Origin of the sequence: Microbulbifer thermotolerans (assembly GCF_001617625.1) — a bacterium.
GTDB lineage: Bacteria > Pseudomonadota > Gammaproteobacteria > Pseudomonadales > Cellvibrionaceae > Microbulbifer > Microbulbifer thermotolerans.
In genome coordinates, this window is record NZ_CP014864.1 from 1,811,856 (window position 1) to 1,829,471 (window position 17,616).

16 protein-coding genes are annotated in these 17,616 nt (G+C 58.9%); 4 read left to right on the forward strand and 12 right to left on the reverse strand.

All coding sequences use genetic code 11. The annotated features are described in order from the left end of the window. Positions 1 to 12 precede the first annotated feature (12 nt). Together A3224_RS07645 and murI are read right to left on the reverse strand one after the other, a co-directional pair. Entirely contained in the window at positions 13 to 2,724 is a 2,712-nt protein-coding gene (locus tag A3224_RS07645) for a PD-(D/E)XK nuclease family protein (RefSeq protein ID WP_067153132.1), read from the reverse strand. A 58-nt stretch (positions 2,725 to 2,782) separates the two neighbouring features. After that, entirely contained in the window at positions 2,783 to 3,613 is an 831-nt protein-coding gene (gene murI, locus A3224_RS07650; protein WP_067153134.1) for a glutamate racemase, read from the reverse strand. Positions 3,614 to 3,680: 67 nt separating this feature from the next. On the opposite strand from murI, the gene rmuC reads away from it, so the two are divergent. Genes rmuC through A3224_RS07665 form a run of 3 tightly spaced genes read left to right on the forward strand, consistent with a single transcriptional unit; the run spans position 3,681 to position 6,471 of the window. Beyond that, positions 3,681 to 5,072: a DNA recombination protein RmuC gene (gene rmuC, locus A3224_RS07655; RefSeq protein ID WP_067153136.1), complete on the forward strand. Its 1,392-nt coding sequence runs from the start codon at positions 3,681 to 3,683 to the stop codon at positions 5,070 to 5,072. A gap of 5 nt (positions 5,073 to 5,077) precedes the next feature. Next, a complete protein-coding gene (locus A3224_RS07660) occupies positions 5,078 to 6,010 on the forward strand; it encodes an AEC family transporter (RefSeq protein WP_067153138.1) in 933 nt (310 codons plus the stop codon). Continuing rightward, complete coding sequence (locus tag A3224_RS07665) at positions 6,007 to 6,471, forward strand: DUF2489 domain-containing protein (protein WP_067153140.1); 465 nt, start codon at positions 6,007 to 6,009, stop codon at positions 6,469 to 6,471. The genes A3224_RS07660 and A3224_RS07665 overlap by 4 nt, the downstream gene beginning before the upstream one ends. Positions 6,472 to 6,845: 374 nt before the next feature. Here A3224_RS07665 and trmA read toward each other — a convergent pair whose 3' ends face one another. After that, the gene (gene trmA, locus A3224_RS07670) at positions 6,846 to 7,934 is read right to left on the reverse strand and encodes a tRNA (uridine(54)-C5)-methyltransferase TrmA (RefSeq protein ID WP_067153142.1); all 1,089 of its coding nucleotides are present in this window, start codon (positions 7,932 to 7,934) and stop codon (positions 6,846 to 6,848) included. Between the two features lie 64 nt (positions 7,935 to 7,998). Between trmA and A3224_RS07675 the strand changes: the two genes are divergently transcribed. After that, positions 7,999 to 8,403 (forward strand): secondary thiamine-phosphate synthase enzyme YjbQ, encoded by a 405-nt coding sequence (locus tag A3224_RS07675; RefSeq protein WP_067153144.1) that lies wholly within the window; start codon positions 7,999 to 8,001, stop codon positions 8,401 to 8,403. A gap of 14 nt (positions 8,404 to 8,417) precedes the next feature. On the opposite strand, the gene A3224_RS07680 is transcribed toward A3224_RS07675, so the two are convergent. From A3224_RS07680 to A3224_RS07720, 9 genes are all read right to left on the reverse strand, one after another. Beyond that, entirely contained in the window at positions 8,418 to 8,753 is a 336-nt protein-coding gene (locus A3224_RS07680; RefSeq protein WP_067153146.1) for a TusE/DsrC/DsvC family sulfur relay protein, read from the reverse strand. Then, the gene (tusB, locus tag A3224_RS07685) at positions 8,753 to 9,034 is read right to left on the reverse strand and encodes a sulfurtransferase complex subunit TusB (protein ID WP_067153148.1); all 282 of its coding nucleotides are present in this window, start codon (positions 9,032 to 9,034) and stop codon (positions 8,753 to 8,755) included. The genes A3224_RS07680 and tusB overlap by 1 nt, the downstream gene beginning before the upstream one ends. A gap of 2 nt (positions 9,035 to 9,036) precedes the next feature. Continuing rightward, positions 9,037 to 9,402 (reverse strand): sulfurtransferase complex subunit TusC, encoded by a 366-nt coding sequence (gene tusC / locus A3224_RS07690; RefSeq protein WP_067157663.1) that lies wholly within the window; start codon positions 9,400 to 9,402, stop codon positions 9,037 to 9,039. A 4-nt stretch (positions 9,403 to 9,406) separates the two neighbouring features. After that, positions 9,407 to 9,799: a sulfurtransferase complex subunit TusD gene (tusD, locus tag A3224_RS07695; RefSeq protein ID WP_067153150.1), complete on the reverse strand. Its 393-nt coding sequence runs from the start codon at positions 9,797 to 9,799 to the stop codon at positions 9,407 to 9,409. Positions 9,800 to 9,865: 66 nt separating this feature from the next. Then, complete coding sequence (locus A3224_RS07700) at positions 9,866 to 10,546, reverse strand: Bax inhibitor-1/YccA family protein (RefSeq protein ID WP_067153152.1); 681 nt, start codon at positions 10,544 to 10,546, stop codon at positions 9,866 to 9,868. A 179-nt stretch (positions 10,547 to 10,725) separates the two neighbouring features. Next, positions 10,726 to 13,134, reverse strand: coding sequence for an endonuclease/exonuclease/phosphatase family protein (locus A3224_RS07705; RefSeq protein ID WP_067157664.1), 2,409 nt, complete (start codon positions 13,132 to 13,134; stop codon positions 10,726 to 10,728). A 2-nt stretch (positions 13,135 to 13,136) separates the two neighbouring features. Next, positions 13,137 to 14,417 (reverse strand): glycosyltransferase, encoded by a 1,281-nt coding sequence (locus tag A3224_RS07710; RefSeq protein WP_067153154.1) that lies wholly within the window; start codon positions 14,415 to 14,417, stop codon positions 13,137 to 13,139. 7 nt (positions 14,418 to 14,424) lie between these two features. Further along, the gene (locus A3224_RS07715; protein ID WP_067153156.1) at positions 14,425 to 16,680 is read right to left on the reverse strand and encodes a hypothetical protein; all 2,256 of its coding nucleotides are present in this window, start codon (positions 16,678 to 16,680) and stop codon (positions 14,425 to 14,427) included. Continuing rightward, positions 16,680 to 17,387, reverse strand: a complete 708-nt coding sequence (locus A3224_RS07720) for a TVP38/TMEM64 family protein (protein WP_067153158.1) — start codon at positions 17,385 to 17,387, stop codon at positions 16,680 to 16,682. The genes A3224_RS07715 and A3224_RS07720 overlap by 1 nt, the downstream gene beginning before the upstream one ends. Between the last annotated feature and the right edge of the window lie 229 nt (positions 17,388 to 17,616).

Below are 17,616 nucleotides of genomic sequence, written 5' to 3' on the forward strand. Positions count from 1 at the left end.
CGCAGTTTTCAGTTAGCGGTCCTGTTCCCGTTCCGGCCAGCGGTTGAGGGGCCAGAGTTGCGGATCGTTGTCCGCGGGGCGATCAAAGATCAGGGTGGCGGTCCCGCTGCGGTATTCCTCGGCCAGCATTTGCAGGCTCTGCCGCCAGCGGTCGTTCAACTCCTGCCAAGTGCTGTAGGGGGCGTCTTTCTGGGTATCGACAACAGCCTTGATCCCGTCGATGGGGTCTTGCAGGTCGCCGCAGCCATTCCATTTGCAATCGTTGGTACGCACTTGAGCAAAGGCGATGGCACGGGCTTTAGGTTGGGTCAGGGCATAGAGGGGTAACTGGGGTTCGCGAATACGCTCGCTGAGCCAGTCGTTGATATTTGGTTGGCCGGTTTTGTAATCGATAACCAGCTGCTCGCCGCTGGCGAGCTGGTCGAGGCGGTCTAGGCGCAGGCTGAATTTGAGTCCGCCGATTTCCACCTGCTGTTCCCATTCGATGTTTTCCACCGCAAAGGCAGGGCGCGCGGCTTCCAGTTGTAGCCATTGCTGGAGCAGGCGCTGTAGCCGCTGTTTCTCCATGTCCCAGAAGCCCGCGGGCAGTTGTCCGTGCTTTTTGCGTGCGCCGCGCAGTGAGCGGTCTATGGCCGCATCTATGATCCCTTGGCGCGCTTCGCTGTCCACGGACTGGAGCCGCACGGAATCGCCGCACTGTTGCCAGAACTCCGCCAGTACCTGATGCACGATATTGCCGCGCTCGGCGGGACTGGGACCTATATCCGGCAGCTGGAATTCCACGGCGCCAAGGCGGTGGCGCAGCTGCGCGTTGAGAGGGCAGCGGGCTTGGGCCTGGAGTACCGAGGCGCCGCCCCGCACGCGCCGGCAGTCTGCCGGGGTTAGAGGCGGAAGGCGGTCGTCGGTGATTTTCTCCAGCGCCACTGCGGCGGCAAGTTGTTCGCAGTGCGTGCTCAGAGGGTCGCCATCCACTGGACCTGCTGTTTCCAGCTTGCCGAACAGGGGGCTGAGTTCCTGTGCGACGCCATCTTCTTCGCAGGCATAGCTGACGACGATTTCCGGGCTGGCGTTGAGCAGGTCGGCGGTCAGCTCAGTGGCCAGCTCTAGCTCCCGCTCGGCGGTGGCGCGGGGCATTTTCCAGTGTTTCTGCCACTGGATGGGCAACAGTGGGTTGGGATTGGGTACCGGCGGCCATTGCTGTTGGCCGAATCCCACCAGGCGCAGGTGATCGAAGGCGAGACCGCCGGCTTCGAGCACGCCGAGAATCTGCAGTGGCCCGTCGCGGGTCTCTGCCTGAAAGGGGGTCCGGCTGGCGATCTGGCGCAGTTGCTGCAGGGCTTGGGCCAGACTGAGGCTGCCGGCAAACTCGGACAGGGCGGCCAAGTCTTCGAGCGCGCTTTCCCACTGTTGCAGCTGCTGATATTCCTGGCTGTCCGGGTTGCGGCAGCCGGGCCAGCCGAGGATTGCGAGCACCTCGGAAAATCGCACCGCCCAAATTTCCGCCGGAGCACGCTGCCAGCGGCGCTGCCGGTCACCGATCTGTTCCAGTTGGCGCGGCAGCTGTGCGGTTTCCAGCCCCAGTTTTTCCGCTGTGCGCTCGGCCCAGTAGCGGAGCGTGGCGCCATCGATACGTCGCAGCTCGAGTTGTTGCAGGCGGCGGAAAAGGGCACTTCTGAGCCAGAGGCCATCCGTTTCCGCTTCATCGGGGGTATGCCAGAAAGGGTTGAAGAGCAGGTTTCTGAGCTGGGTGCAGTCCCAGTCGTCCCGCAGCAGTTCCAACAGTTGCAGGGCTGCACTCCCGACCGGTGTCTGGGCCAGTGGTGTGCCGGCGGAGAAGTTAAACGGCAGGGTGTAGCGGTGCTGGGCAGGACTTAGGAACTGTGGCTCCAGTACGCGGGCGAAGACGGCCTCAACCTGGGCGCGACACTGCCCCAGATTGTTGACCACGATACCGACACTGGCGTTGGGAGAGTGCGCCAGTTTTTGCGCGGCCCAACGGGCGGCCTGATAGAGTTCGTCTTCCAGGTCGCGGCAGGGGGCGCGGCGGATTTCCGCACGGCGTTGACTGGACTGGTGTTTGACCACTTTGTCCGCCGCACTGTGAATGATGGCTGCCGCCAGCGGCGGCATCTGCGCGAACCCCGCGGTGTCGATGCGCGGCAGTGGTTGCAGGACATGCTCGCGCAGGGCGCGCAGAATCAGCTGGTCGCGCTGATCCGGTGTGATCGCCTGGTGATTGTGAAGTTGCCGGGCGAAGCTGCGGATCATTGCAAAGAGCGGATACTGATCTTTATTCAGGGTCAGTGCGAAGCGTTCCAGCAGCGGGTCCAGCGCCGTATCCAGTTGTTCAATATCGTCCACCAGCTGCCACTGAAGCAGTTGTGCCAGGGCGTTGTCCGCATCCCGACAAAGCTGCGGCGCGTTCAACAGCGGGCGCTCAAGGGCTTCATCCAGGGCCCGCTGCCACAGCAGTTCCCGTTGCTCGCGGTTCAGCAGCCGTTTCATGGCGGGTTTCCAGCCGCGTTGCTGCAAGTCATCCCACAGTTTATCCAGCCAGCCTGAAAGGGATTCCACCGGCGGTGGTACCCAGCTGCCACCGGGCGGCTGCTGGGCTGCAAAGACTTGCTGACAGCGGTTGCGCAAGCGGTTGTTTGGCGTTAGGAGCAGGCCTCCCGGGGGAAGCTCGGCAAGGATATCCAGGGCGGGGAATGCCGGTTGCAGCATGGAATCAGGATTTCGGTTTTACGTGTCGCTTGGATTAACCCGGTTTCGCTGGCAGGTGTCAAGCGGGTGAACCGCTGGAAATCAGCAGGGGGGCAAATTCGGAAAAAGCGCCGGCAATGCGGCCGCCGGGATCGGGGGCACTGGTCAACAGCAGGCTTTGCTCCGGTTGTGCGCCGGTCTTCAGGTTCAGCTCTTCGAGCCACCAACGCACCCGCCGCGCGATTGCCTCTCCGGAATCCAGCCATTGAATGCGGCGCGGTGCGAAGCGATCGAGCTCTTCGCGGAGCAGTGGAAAGTGGGTGCAGGCCAGCACGGCGATGTCCACCTTGTCGCCACCGGCAGTGTGAAAAATCCGCGCCAGTACGGGCGTCAATGCTTCTGCGGTTACCGTTTCGCCGCGGAGCTTGGCTTCGGCCAGGTGTACCAGTTCCGGAGCCGGCACATTGATAACGCGGTTGCCGTTGGCGAACTGCTCGATCAGTTCACGGGTGTAGTTGCGGTTTACGGTTCCCTGGGTAGCTATCAGGGCGATGGTGCGTGTCTGGGTTGCCGCCGCCGCCGGCTTGATGGCCGGTACGACACCAACCACTGGTTCAGTGAGCACTTCCCGCAGCTGCGGCAGGGCCAGGGTGCTGGCCGTATTACAGCCGACTACGAGGATGTCGGCTCGACAGCGGGACATCATTCTGTAGGCTTGATCGACGATACGCGGGCGCAACTCGTCTTCGCTTTTAATACCGTAGGGATAAAAGCCGTTGTCTATACCAAAGTGCAGGGTTAGACCGGGCAGCAGGCGGCGTATCTCCCGCGCTATGCTGATGGCGCCCACTCCGGAATCGAAGATCAGCGCGCTGGGGGGCAAGCTGTTAGAATACGCGGCTTCCGTCATTGTTCACAAATTAATCCCGACTGCTCAATCCGGTCAGAAAAGAATACCTCAAATCCAAGAGTTTTATATGGAATTGTTTCCGCTGCAGTTAAGCCTGGATCTCGTTATTTTGCTCGCCGCCGCCGTGGCGATACTCGTCGTTTTGACCGCGTGGCTGGCGAGAGCGGCGCTGGGGCGCCGGCTTGCACAGACAGAGGCGGAGTTGCAGGCTGCCGGGGCGGAACTGAAGATCGTGGAAGCGCGCTTGGACAGCAGCCGCGAGCGCGAGACTCAGCTCGAGGGTGAGGTGAAAAGGCTGCGCGAGGATCTTGCGGACAAATTGCAACGTCTGACCCGCAGTCAGGTGCTGGTGGAAAAAAATGAGGCGGCCCTGAAAGAGCAGCAGGCGCTGCTCGAGCAGACCCGCAGGGCCATGGCGGAACAGTTTGAAAATCTGGCCAATCGCATTTTCGAGGAAAAGCAACAGGTGTTTGTGCGCCGCAGCGAGGACAGCCTGCGCAAGAGCCTGGACCCGTTGGAGCGCCAGCTGGGAGAGTTCCGCAAGCGGGTGGAACATGTCTACGACCGCGAAAACGCGGAGCGCAATAGCCTGTTGGGGCAGATAAAGGCACTGCGTGAACAGACACAGCGGATCAGCGAGGAGGCGTTGAATCTGACCTCGGCCCTGAAGGGGGATCGCAAGATTCAAGGAAACTGGGGCGAGGTGGTGCTGGAGCGGTTGCTGGAGGAGTCTGGGCTGCAAAAAGGGCGCGAGTACGAGACCCAGGTGACCATTACCCAAGATGGCCGCCGCCGCCAGCCGGACGTGATCGTGCGCCTGCCGGAGAACAAGGATCTGATTATCGATGCCAAGGTTTCACTGGTGGATTACGAGCGTTACAGCGCCGCGGAAACTGAAGAGGAGCGGGCCCGGGCACTGAAGCAGCATGTGAACTCCCTGCGCGCCCACATTACAGGCCTTAATAAAAAAGCCTACGAGCAGTTGGAAGGTGTGCGCACACTGGACTTCGTTTTTATTTTTGTTCCCATCGAAGCGGCATACATGCTGGCAATGCAGGCGGACCCGGAGTTGTTCCGCTTTGCCTATGAACGCCAGATCGTGCTGGTAAGCCCCACCAGCCTGATGGCCACCTTGCGCACGGTGGAGAATATCTGGCGTTATGAGAAACAAAATAAAAACGCGGAGAAGATTGCCGAGGAAGCGGGCAAACTGCACGATCAGTTCGCCATGGTACTGGAATCACTCGATGAACTGGGAGGGCGCCTGCGCCAGGCGCAGGATGCCTATGACCAGACCTATAAGCGCCTGGCCACCGGCCGCGGCAATGCGGTCAAGCGTATCGACAGCCTGCGCAAGCTGGGTGCCCGCACTCGCAAGCAGATTGCCGCGGAGCTGCGCGAGCGCGCGGCGGCGGAGGAACAGGCAGCTCTGCCAGAGCCGGAAGCGGACGGCGGCTGAGCCAGATGGAGACATTTTCCTTTGCTTTCTCTGTTACCGGGCCGATTTTTCTGACGCTGATTATCGGTTACTGGCTGGCGAAGATCGGTTTGTTGCGGCGCGCCTTTGTCGACGACTCGTCGCGCCTGGTGTTTCTGATCACTCTGCCGATATTGCTGTTTATCAATATTTTTACCGCAGAGGCGGAGCTTCGGCGCGAACTGCCGCTGCTGGCGGCGGGATTGATCGGTACCCTGGTGACCATTCCTCTCGCATGGCTGGCGGCGCGACCGCTGACACGGGGGGATCGCAGTGCATTTATTCAGGGCGCCTTTCGCGGCAATTTGGGAATTATCGGCCTCGCCTGGGCGGCCAATGCTTACGGCAATAGTGGATTGGCGCAGGCGGCGCTGCTGATGGCGGTGGTGACAATCGTCTACAACCTGGCAGCCGTCATTTTGTTCTCAGTGTACAGCCAGGATATCAAGTTCAGTTGGCGCAAACTGGCGAGAGATATTGCCCAGAATCCACTGATTATTGCCATAGTGCTGGCGCTGATCTGTAAACAACTGGCATTGGCGCTGCCGCAGATATTGCTGCAAACAGGGGAATACCTGGCATCGATTACGCTTCCGGTGGCGCTCTTGTGCATCGGTGCCAGTCTGGATTTTAGCCTGTTGCGCCGCAGCTCCCTGGCCGCTTTGGGGGCGGTCGGCTTCAAATTAGTGCTGGTGCCCGCAGTCATGCTCACCGCCGGTTGGCTTTTTCAGCTGCCGGCACAGTCCATGGGGGTGTTGTTATTGCTTGCCTGTACGCCGAGCGCCACGGTTTCCTTTATTATGGCGCGCGCAATGGGTGGCAATAGTCAGCTTGCCGCCAATGTTGTTGCCCTCAGTACACTCCTTTCCATTATTACCGCGAGCCTAGGGCTGGCGTTGTTAGAGGTGTTTTTCCAATGAATGTTTTTCCCGTTTGGGTACTGATTGTGGCCGCCCTGATCGTATTTGCCTTGGCGGTGGTGGCTGGTTATTACCTGCGCAAACTGCATCTTGCACAAAAACAGCAGGCGCAGCAGCTGGCGGAGTTGGAACAGGCCGCTGCAGACCAGCGCCAGCGGGTTAACGACAGTATTCAGATAATTGCGCGCACATTGTTGGATGATGGTGTAGGGCTGACGGAGGCGTCGATCCGTATTCGCGTACTGTTGGATGCCCTGCAGGTGGAGCAGGGCGTCCGCGAGGAATTTGTGGTTTTTTATACGGTCGCTGAGAAAACCAGCCATATTCCAATCCTGAAGGAATGGAAAAAACTGCCGCGCAAAAAGCAGTTTCAGTTTGAGCGCGAAATGGCAAAAATCGAAGATGAGTACCGGGATTTTGCCCTGGATGCGGCGCGGCGGATTTTGGGTCGCACCTTCTGACAGGTGTGCGGTGTTACGGTGCCAGGGGCCGGGGGTATCCGCGACCTTTGGAAACTCTGATTAATTCACGTTCTGGGGGCAGAGATTCTTCGTGGATGAGAAGCTCAGGTGATAGGATGGATATTTCGAAACCGTCGGATACAGGGATGTATCCGACGGAGCTACAGGGAAGTACTTGTGCGTTTTCGAAATACCCATCCTGTTGCCTGAGTGCCCCGGAACCCACCGTAGTATCCCCTCGAATTAATCAGAGGTTCCCTTTGTGAAAGAATCGCGCTTCCTTGGCGGACCGGGGCGGCCACAGTTGCAGTGCGCATGGATCAGAGGTTCCCAGGCTTGATCGCTGCTCTGTCGGTGCGGCTTTTGCGCCGCGCCTATTTTCGCACCAGTAACAATCCCGTTTCAGTATGTTCCGTATAGGGAAACTGATCGAATAAGGCAAAGCGCTCAATTCTGTGTGTCTTGCTCAGAGCCTTTAGATTGTCCAGCTGTGTATGGGGGTTGCAGGAGATGTACAGAATACGCGGAAAGCGCGCGACCATGGCACAGGTCTCCGCGTCCAGGCCGGCCCGCGGCGGGTCCACCAGCACCGTGGAAAAGTCGTAGCTGTCCAGGTCGATGTCCCGTAGTCTTCGGAAGGGCCGCACCCGGTCAATGGCTTGGGTAAACTCCTCGCTGGACAGGCGCACGATGTTTAGATTGCTTACGCCGTTCATGCGGATGTTTTCCTGCGCCGCATTGACCGAAACCTTCGAAATCTCTGTTGCCAGCACCTTGTTGAAATGTTCAGCCAGGGGAATGGTGAAGTTGCCATTGCCGCAATAAAGCTCCAGCAGGTCACCCCCGCTATCGCCGCAGGCATCTTTGGCCCACTGGATCATGGCGCGGCAGATTTCGCCGTTGGGCTGGGTAAAACTGCCTTCTACCTGCTTGTAGTGATAGGTTTTATTACCTATTTTCAGCGCTTCGGTGACATAGTCCCGCTCCAGTACGAGCTTTTGCCTGCGTGAGCGGCCGAGAACCGGGTAGCCGAGTTTTTCTTGCAATGCACGGGCTTCCGCCACCCAGGCATCATCCAATTTCTTGTGGTAGATCAGGGTGATCAGTGCGTCACCGCTCAAGGTGGTCAGGAATTCCGCTGAGAACAGCCTTTTACGCAATACTTCACTGTCGTTGACTGCGGTTAGTAGCCTTGGCATCAGGTTATTGATCAGCTCGGAGCCGACGGTGAATTCCTCGATAACAAATGGCTTTTTGTACTCACCTTGGCGGTACATGGCGTAGTGGGCGCGGCCGCCTTCCTGCCAGATCTTGAACTCGGCCCGCAGGCGGTAGTGGATCGGCGGTGACGGGAAAACTTCCGGTTCCAGGTCCGTATAGCCGCTGTAGGCCTCGCGCAGCCGTTCGGCCTTTTGCCGCAGCTGGTTTTCATAGTCTCCGGTGTTAACGCGATGTATAGCCATATTAAAATGCCGTGCTGGATCAGTAAGCGGGCGCGCATTGTAAGAAAAGCATTGAGGAATCTCTATGGCGATAGGGGAGCTTAGCATCCCGGTACGGGGGCAGGGTTTGCACGAATTCACCGCGCAGGTGGCTGAATGGCTGGCGAAGCAGAATGTCGATGAAGGGCTGTGCACCTTGTTTATCCAGCATACCTCCGCCAGCTTGCTGATCCAGGAGAACGCTGACCCTTCGGCGCGCACAGACCTGGAAAACTGGCTGAACCGGCTGGTACCCGAAGGTGACAGGCTCTATACACACACGCTTGAGGGGCCCGACGATATGCCGGCGCATATCAAAGCGGCGTTGACGGCAACGAGCCTCTCTATTCCAGTGAAAGGCGGGCGCCTGCTGTTGGGCACCTGGCAGGGCATCTATTTGTGGGAGCACAGGCACTGCCGCGGCAGGCGGCGCGTGATTGTGCATATCTGACGGGCGAGGGGGGGCTACAGGCAGTTTGTCGGCTTCGGCAGTCCGGCGATTTTGCTTGCCACCTTTGCTGGGCTGGGGGGAAACAGCTGCATCAGGTAGATGCTTTTCCCTTTTTCAGCCCCCAGGTGCTGGCCGATGTACTTCACCAGCGGGCGCATTGCCGGGGACAGCTCGAACTCTTTGTAGAAGGCTTGCAACAGCCGGATGACTTCCCAGTGTGCTTCTGTGAGCTCAATTTTTTCGGCACCCGCGAGTTGTTCGGCTACCGCAGGGCTCCAGTCTTCCAGATTGCGCAGGTAGCCCTCTTTGTCCAGCGCAATTTCGCGCCCTTGCACCAGGAGCTTGTTCATCACTTGTACCAACTGACAATGGGATTGTGCCGGGTACAGAGCTCTACCCAGCGGGTGTCATCAATGCCCTCGACCTTTTCCGGTATCGCGATTCCGCGGGCTTCCGCATCTGCTCTCAGGCAGTAGACAGACCCCGCGGGGGCCGCTTCCCACTTGTGGTCGGTCAGAGCGTAGACACCATCTTCAATCAACAGCAGTACATCGCCCTCGGCAAAGGTGGCGAGGCACTCGGTCAGGGCGTTACAGCCGTAGGGAGATTTACTGACGATATGCAGAGTCATTTTCAGAAACTCAAAACCGTATCGTAAGCGGCGATTAGCTTACCGGTATCCTGTACTTGGCGCACTTCCACGCCAGGGATCGTAATTTGATCCGCACTGATGCCGCGCTCAATGAGGCTGCGCCCACAGACGAAGATTTGTTCGATGCCAAACATTGGGAGTGCCTGTAGGTTTCGCTGCAGGCTTTTTTGGTGTATTTCAGCGGGGGACTGGTTGTCGAGCAGCTGAAAAACACCGTCTGATAGAAATAACAGGTCTGGTACCAAGTCCATTGCCGCGGCGGCAAGCACGGCTTCCAGTCCTTCGCGGGCCAGGGCATTGCCGTAGGGCGGCTGGCGGCAAAGTGCCAGTGTGCTTTTTCCCTCCACCGTGTCAGCCTCCAAAGGTTACCAGCCGGTCGGCATTGGCGATTGCGTCAGCCAACTGGCCGAGGCCGGCCAGCTCGAAACCGGGTGCCAGGTTTGCTGCTGATTTTTCCAAGCGTCCGGCTTCGGATTCGCTTAATACGCCCCGGCGCTGGGCCGCGGCGATGCAGACCACCAGGTCCAGACCGTGGGCTTGTTGCAGCGCCTGCCATTCGCCGACCAAGTCTGCCTCATCCTGTGGCGGTGCGGCCAGGACACTGCCGTTGTGCACACCGTCGCAGTAAAAGAACACCCGGTAGAGTTCGTGGCCCTGGGCGAGCAGAGCGCGGGCGAACCGCAGTGCGCTGGCCGCGGACTGGGATGTGTGCGGGGCTGAGTGGACGGCTAGGGCAAATTTCATAGGCTTGGCAATTAAAATGCCCCGCACAAGCGGGGCATTGGGTGGACCTGAAAGCAGGGCTGCGGATTAATCGTCGGAAGCGAAGCCGAAGATGTGCAGCAGGCTGGTAAACAGGTTCAGGATATCCAGGTACAGCGCAGTGGTGGCCATCAGGTAGTTGGTTTCACCACCGTGGATAATCCGGCTGGTATCGAAGAGGATAAAGCCGGAAAACAGCAGGGCGATTACACCACTTAATACTACGCTGGCCAGGGGCATATATACACCAAAGAAACCGGCGATCACCATGCCCAGGCTACACACCAGCACACCGATCAGCCCCACGAAAAGGAAGCCGCCCATAAAGCTGAAATCCTTGCGGGTGGTTAGAACATAGGCGGACAGGGCGAAGAAAATCAGCGCCGTGGTTCCCAGTGCCTGCATGACGATCTGGCCGCCCCCGGCGAGGCCGAGATAATGCTTGAGCATCGGGCCGAGAGAAGCGCCCAGCAGACCGGTAAAGGCGAATACCACTCCGATACCCGAGGCAGAGTTGGCGGTGCGCGGCAGCACGAACCAGATGAGTACCAGGGCAGCGATGGAGCAGATAAGGCCCATACCGCGACCCATGTCCAGCGCCAGCGCGATACCGGCGGTCACGGCACTGAAGAGTACGGTCATCGCCAATAGGGCGTAGGTGTTGCGCAGAACCTTGGCCGTATCCTGGCGGTCCAGCGCTCCGGACTGTGTGTATATTTGCGGCTGCATTAGCGACTCCTGCTAGTGAACAATTGTATTGAATCATATAGCCGCTAGATTGGACCATCAAGTCAACAGGCCGTTCGTTGACGATTTCCTTGACCAGCTGCCAGCGTTGCAGTGATTTGGCCACAAAAAATAGGAATAGAGTCGCTGCCTTTCGCCCTTGGTTCTGTGTACCAGCTGCTTTACGGCAGTTGAATGTCTGCGATCAGAGGCAGATGGTCCGAGGCTAACTTGGTCAGTTCGTTGCGCGGCACCAGGGTTTTCTTCACCCTGAGGTGCCTTTCTACAAAAATGTAATCGATACGGACCTGCTTCATGCGGCTGGGGAAGGTACCTTTGGGTTTGTGGCGCGGCGCGTGCAATTGTACGTCGTGGAGGCGGCCGCAAAGGCGCTTGTATTCCACCGAGTTGGGCAGGGCGTTGAAATCTCCCATCAGTATTGTGGGGCCCTGGCAGTCGATGTGTGCCAGCCATTCGGGGCCTAGCAGCGTATCTATCTGCCGCAGCCGTTCGAGCTTATCCAGTCCCAAATGGGTATTGAGTATCTGTAGCTTTTCTCCTTCCAGTTGCACTTCTATCCATATGGCGCCGCGGGGTTCGATCACCTTGGGTACCAGGCGCACGCCGCTGCGCGGCGGCGGGCCGGGCAGTATGCCTTTTTTGACCAGGCGCATTGGCAGGCGGCTGAGAATTGCATCGCCGTAGCGCTCATTTTCCATGTGAATCGCCGGGTGGAAGTGGTAATCCATCGCCAGGTACTTGGCGATCTGCTCGGCCTGATTCACACCGCCGCTGCGGGAGCGGGTGACATCCAGTTCCTGCAGCGCCACTACATCTGGCCGATAGCGGGCGATAATGCGGGCGACACGCCGCGGGGAATATTTGCCGTCCAACCCCAGGCAGCTGTGCACGTTGTAGGTCATTACCCGCAGAGTCTTTGCTGTCTGTGGGCGCGGCGCGGGTGGTGTCTCTATCTCGCGCAGGAATGTTTGCGCGCAGCGGCGCAGGTCTTCCGCGCGCCAGTAGCCTTGTTCCGGCGGAAGGAAGTCCGCGGGCAGTAGGGCGAAGGCGTGGGTTTCGTTGGGGCCGGGCCCGCCGTGGCTGCCGTTTTCCACCGCAAAGGTCATGGGACGTTCACCGGCACACCAGCCGCACATAATAAAGTCCCCGGCGTCCGGGTGGCGGCACAGTTGGACCAGATCTGCGGTGGTTTCCGCAGCAAAAGGGTGATCTTCCCCCATCAGGCGGAGGCCGTCCTCAGGCAGTTTTACCGGCCCGTCTTTACACCAGCCGTGCACCGGCGCCCCATCTTCCGGGCCGGAGCGGTAGAGGACCAGAGGGACACCAGCCCGCTCGACGATCCGCTGCGCCACCTGAGCTGGCGGTACCCCGCCCAGGTGCAGGTTGTAGAGCATGGCCATGGGCCCCAGCCCTGTCAGTGCCAGAGGGGATTGGCTGTGTGGATGTTCCGGGCCTTCGCCCGGAATAAATTTTTCGATCCATTCGGCGCCAAAGAGGCGCGCTGGCTCCAGCTGTACGGCGCGGCGGCCGGCGGACCGGTACTCCCTGGGAAGGCCGGGCAGTTCGGATAGGGCTTCGGTCAGGGCTTCGCCCAGAGTGCGACCGTAGCGGGTTTCGTAGGGTTCCGTATGCTCCTGGCCGTGATCGGAGAATATCCAGACGTCATAGTGTCGCCGCTCGGACCGGTGCGCGGCGCGCCAGATGCGCCCTATGGCGTCGTCTATGCCTTTGAGTGTCCAGTGGGCGAAGGCGGAGTCGGGGCCGCGGCGGTGAGATTGTTCGTCGTAACCGAGCAGGTTGATATAGATCACCGGCATGCCGCGGGCAATATCCATCTTGACGCCGAAGGTGCACAATTCGCGCATCAGGATAGTAACCGCAACCCGGGTGGGTACGAACATGAGTTCGCGCAGGAAGTTCTGCCCTTGGATAACACCGCGCACCAGATCCACCAGTGCCAGTACGGTCTCCACAATCAGCAGGCCGGCTGTGCGCAAGAGCCCCCAAAGATTGCTCGCCAGAAGGGCCAATAGCTTCCACGGGCTGGCGTTGCGGAGTGCCGGTCCCCAGCCAAGGGAGGCTGGACAAAAATGGGCCTCACCCTCATCCGTGCCGGCGCGAAACAGGCTTAAATAAGAAGAGCCACCTTTGAGTAGCGGATCGGAAGCGATGTTTTGCAAGCGGGCTTCAACCCGTGTTGCTGCGTCTGGATCATACATACGTACCAGTTGCTGCGTATCGCGCATCATAAAGGCAAAAGCGGGTACGGCGGCTCGCACGCCGTAAAAGAGTTCCGCCTGCACAGCCGGGGTGGTGGAGGGAACACCGGGAAACATATGCTCCAGATGGTAATGCTCCTTGCGGATCAGGCGTTGCAGGAAAGGCATGCGATTCTTCGCCAGGGCTTTTTGCAATTGCGGATAAGCGAGACCATCTATTTGGATGAGTACTAGGCCGTGAGCGCTGGGGGGGCACTTGCTGGTGGGGAGCTTGAGGAGGCGCACCATCCATTCACTGCGGCTGAATCGCCGGCGCCAGCGGCGCAGCGCCGTCTCTATACGCGTGAGCATCTTCAGGGCCACCTTGGCGGTGTGTGTTGAAATGCGGCCCCCGCTGCCCCCGTTACGCCTTCTAGGATTTCCCACTGGGCACCTATCAGGTTACGCAGTCGGTGCCATTGGGCGTAGAGGGAGTCGTCCAGTGGCCAATTGTGTTTCAGCAGGGGTTCATAGAGCGCCAGAGCGCGGGTTGCGCAGTTTTCCATGGAAAAATTTTCCGCGGTGCGCAGTGCCTCTTGCTTCAGTTTATGGCGCTGTTGTGGCGTTTGTTCACAAAGCCATTGCAGCGCGGCGATAAAATCACCGCGATTCTCTCGAGGCAGAAGACGGCCGTTGATACCGTCGCGTACCACTTCACGGGTCCCGTTTGCATCCAGGGCGATGACCGGGACTCCGGAGGCCATGGCCTCGCTGAGTACCATGCCCTGAGTCTCACTGGTGGACGTAAAAATGAAACCATCCATCGCTGCATAGGCGTCGCTCTGGAGAGCGCCCTGAAGGGTTCCGGGCATGTGCAAGCGCGCCGATAGCCCCCTGCTGGCAAATAAATCCTTTATCTCCTTTGCCATAGGGCCGTCGCCTACCAGCAGAAAATGTACATGGGGATTGTTTTGCATAAACTCCGCCACTACCGCGGAGAGAAAGGTTAGATTTTTTTCCGGTGCCAGTCGCCCCAGGTGTCCGAGTACAAAGGCGGATTGCGGAATCTGATATTTTTCCCGCGCTTTATTGCCGTTGCCGGCGATAAAGTGTTGTCTTTGCACACCGGTGGGAACTTCGGCAATCGCTGTTTTGACACCGCGTCTGCGCAGCAGGGCAGCGATACTGGCGCTGGGTGCAAATACAAGGCTCGCCAGGTTGGCATAGCGGGTGGCCAGCTCTATCACAAAGCGCTTGAGCGCCTGGGAGTCCGCGGGCACATAGTGGGTGTAGCGCTCGTAGAGTGTGTGGTGGGTAAATACCAGTGGCAGCTCCCAGGCGCGGGAGATTCGCAGGGCGGTCATGCCGAGTAGGAAGGGGTGGTGGGCGTGGACAATGTCCGGCCGGAAAGCTTCCAACCGCTCACGCAAGTGGCCGGAGAAGGGCAGAGCCACCGAAAAATCACTGCCGTTGAAGTTCTGTAGTGCGTGGATGCGTATTACATCCTGCTCGCCTTTGATTTTTTCCGGAAATTCCGGTGCTACTACCAAAACCCGATGGCCTCGCTTCCGGTATTCTTCAGAGAAAGCAGCCACCGAACGTGCAACACCCCCTACATGCGGCAGGTAGGTGTTTGTGAGCATGACGATGTTCATTGGCAACTCACAGAGGAGACAAGGTTACTCGATTTTCCCCCGGAGATGCGCCTATAGGCCGGAAGCCGAAAGGGCGTATCTCTATTCGCGGTGTATCACTATGCCAGTGGGTTGTCCAGGAAACTTGCGGTTCGGTCCCGGGAATTACTTCCAGATCAATGGTGCCGAAGCGGGTTGGTGCAGGGCCGAAGTGAATGGGTTTTTGGGCGGACTCGCCTGTCAGCCATTCTGACGGCAACCCGGAGATAAGTATCAGCGACTCGCCCTCTTCGCGTACAAAGCAGTTTCGCATCATGCTCACCCACTCGGCGGCGGCCCAGGCGTGTTGGCCATCCCCCATGCAGCCGCCCATGGAGTGCGGGTGTATCGCTTCCGGCCACTGGCCTGTGGGGGAGGCGAGTGCCGCGACATTGCGCATCAGCTCGAAGCAGCGGGAATCGCCGGAGCGTAGCAGTACCTGGGCAATATGTAGCGTCAGATAGGCATTGATGCCTGAGTGGACCATGTCCTGGAAAAAGCCGCCGCTGACGAAACACCTTTCCAGTAGAAATTCCGTCAGATCGGTCAGGCGCGGGTCTTGCGCCGGGTAGAGTTGCAGCGGATAACCGGCGACGATGGAACCTATGGCACCTGCGTCCAGGCGCCGGTTGGGAGAGGCCGGCATGGCCGCACGGCCCAGCCGCCGCGCAGCCGCGGCCAGGCTGTCTTCAATGGTTTTTTGGAAATCGTCGGCCTCGGCGCTAAACGCGCGGGCTTCCCGGAAAAGTTCCTCTCGCTTGCAGATTCTGGCTGCCGCACGCAGGCCGGCCACACCCCAGAAGTCGTCCCAGTAGTAGCAATCGTTGGGACCCAGATGTTCGGCGCTGAAGCCCGCGGGCAGCAGGCCGCCGCAACGGCCACCATTTTTATGCAGCCGCTTGTTCACAATCCAGCGGGCACCGCGCAGTACCGGTTCGCGCCACTCTCTTTTCAGAGGCCGGTTGGTCATCTGGCAGAAGAGATCGAAGATCCAAAGGGCTTCGCCGTTAGAGTCCCATTCGCCGTCCTGAGAGAGGAAGAAGCCGTCGTGCTTTTGCCGTTTCGGGAACTGGTCCAGGGCCCGCTCCGCCCGGGCTGTCAGGCCGGCCTGAAGCAGTGACTGGATGATGAACACGGCATCGCGGAACCAGAAACGTTTGTAGGTATAGGGGCCTGGGTAAACCTCTTTTGGGGAGTGCAGTATCAGAGTGCGGATGGCGGCATCGTATAGAAACTGAAATTTCCTGTCCGGTACCGACAGGGTACAGTGGTGTTTAAGGTTGTGCTGCCAGCCTCCGGATGGATGATCGCGGTGTGAGGCGTCGCGGCCACTGCTGTGTAGAGGGATCCTGACGCCGATGCGCAGAGGTGTACCCGCCGCCAGACTGAACATCGCTGCTGCCGAGGCCATACCGACCTCGCACTCGCCGTGCAGACATTCGGTCTCGTCGCGTAGGTGCAGGTAGATATCCCCTTGGCGGTAGTTGGATGCCAGGTGTTTTTCCACCGGTCGTTCAAATATCACTGCCGTTTTGTCTTCGATTAGCCAGCAGCGGCGATTTTTGTCTAGGCGGACCTGGTGTAGAAAGCTTATTCCCTCCGGATTGCAAGGCCGCAGGGTTATTACCAGCCAGCCCCCGTCGCCACTTTCGGCGATCAGCTCTAGCAGGCAGTGGCTGTCACTGCTGTCTCTCTCTACTTTGACCCGGCTTTGGAGCTGAAGATCATCCAGGCTGCTTTCGGTGACTACGGAAATGTTCTCATCCATTTCCAGGCGTTGGCTGCACTGTTTCAGCTTGGAAGGGAGCAGCTGGCGGCCGTTCTTCCCCAGCACCCAAGCATCTATGGACCAGCCGTCGTAGTGCGGTGTGACCAGGCCGCGAGGGTCGACGATGGGCATCTCCTCGCAGTCGGGTACACCCACCGCAGTCCAGTTGCGGTGACTGAGGTTGCAGTGAGTAATAGAGAAAGCGCGGGGAATAAAGGACTCATCGCGGGGATTGAACTGGCGTTCAATCCAGTGCGGCCAGATCCAGTCCAGATTGTGTTGAATCACCTTGCTGTTGATCAGCGCGCGCGCATGGAATACCGCACCTGCGCGCAGGAGTTCGATGGGTTCGTTGACCTCCGAGGGCTCTGCAAAACGCTGCAGGCGAGCCATTACCGCTAATGGATCGAGAAAGCCATGTGAGGTGGCAAAGCGTCGCACCAGATAGCGCCAGGGGAGCCATTTCATCCAAGGCATCAGAGGTCCTTCCTATCTAATTTTTGTGCCAGTGCGCGGCGTGCCATGCGCATCAGCCCAATCAGTGCGGCCACCGCCAGCAGAAAGCCCGTGCCGTAAAAAAACCATTGCAGCGGCGTTCGCTCTTCTACCTGCCCTAACGTGGTCAGGTCGGCTGCGATGGAGCCCAGATAGACGTTGTGCAGGGTGATGGGAATAACACCGATAGCGTTACCCAGCATAAAGTCCCCAAGGCGTATGGGGGTCAGGCCAAAAAAATAGTTGGAGAGCTTGAATGGAAACAGGGGGACTAAGCGGGTCAGCATAATTAGACGCCAGCCCTCGTCGCGGATGGTCGACACCAGTTCCGGCGGTTGAATATGAGATATCAGCCAGCGGGATGGACGGGGACCGAACAGGTAGCGTGAAATCAGGAAGGCCATAGTGGCCCCGAGTACTGTGCCGGTGACAACGAGCAATGTCCCTTTAACAACACCGAATACAAATCCGGCCCCCATGGTGAAGATGACCCCGGGGACCATGAGCACAATTGCCACCGCCACGATAAGGATAAACAGCAAACTGGCTTGCCAGCCCTGATCATCCAGCCATTGCAATATGGCGATGATGCGATCGTCTAGATCGAAATAGAGCATCAGGCTGATCACAACGGCGACCACCAACGCGCAGACCACAATAATCAGGACAGGAAAATACTTCACCGTCATCGTTTTACTCGGTAGCACCGCAGTTTGTGAGTCGCCAACTTATAGCCTAGTCAATCGAACGCGGTGTGTTATGACGCCTGGGGGCATGGCGAAGGGGGCGCCTGGCGCATGATTTAAGTTTGGGGATGATTCCAGTGTCCGATACCCAGTGCAGTTAGCGGCTTTAGCGTTACCGCTTTGCAATAGGGCGGATCGCACTTCTGGCCCAAGGTGTCGAATTACCAGATTT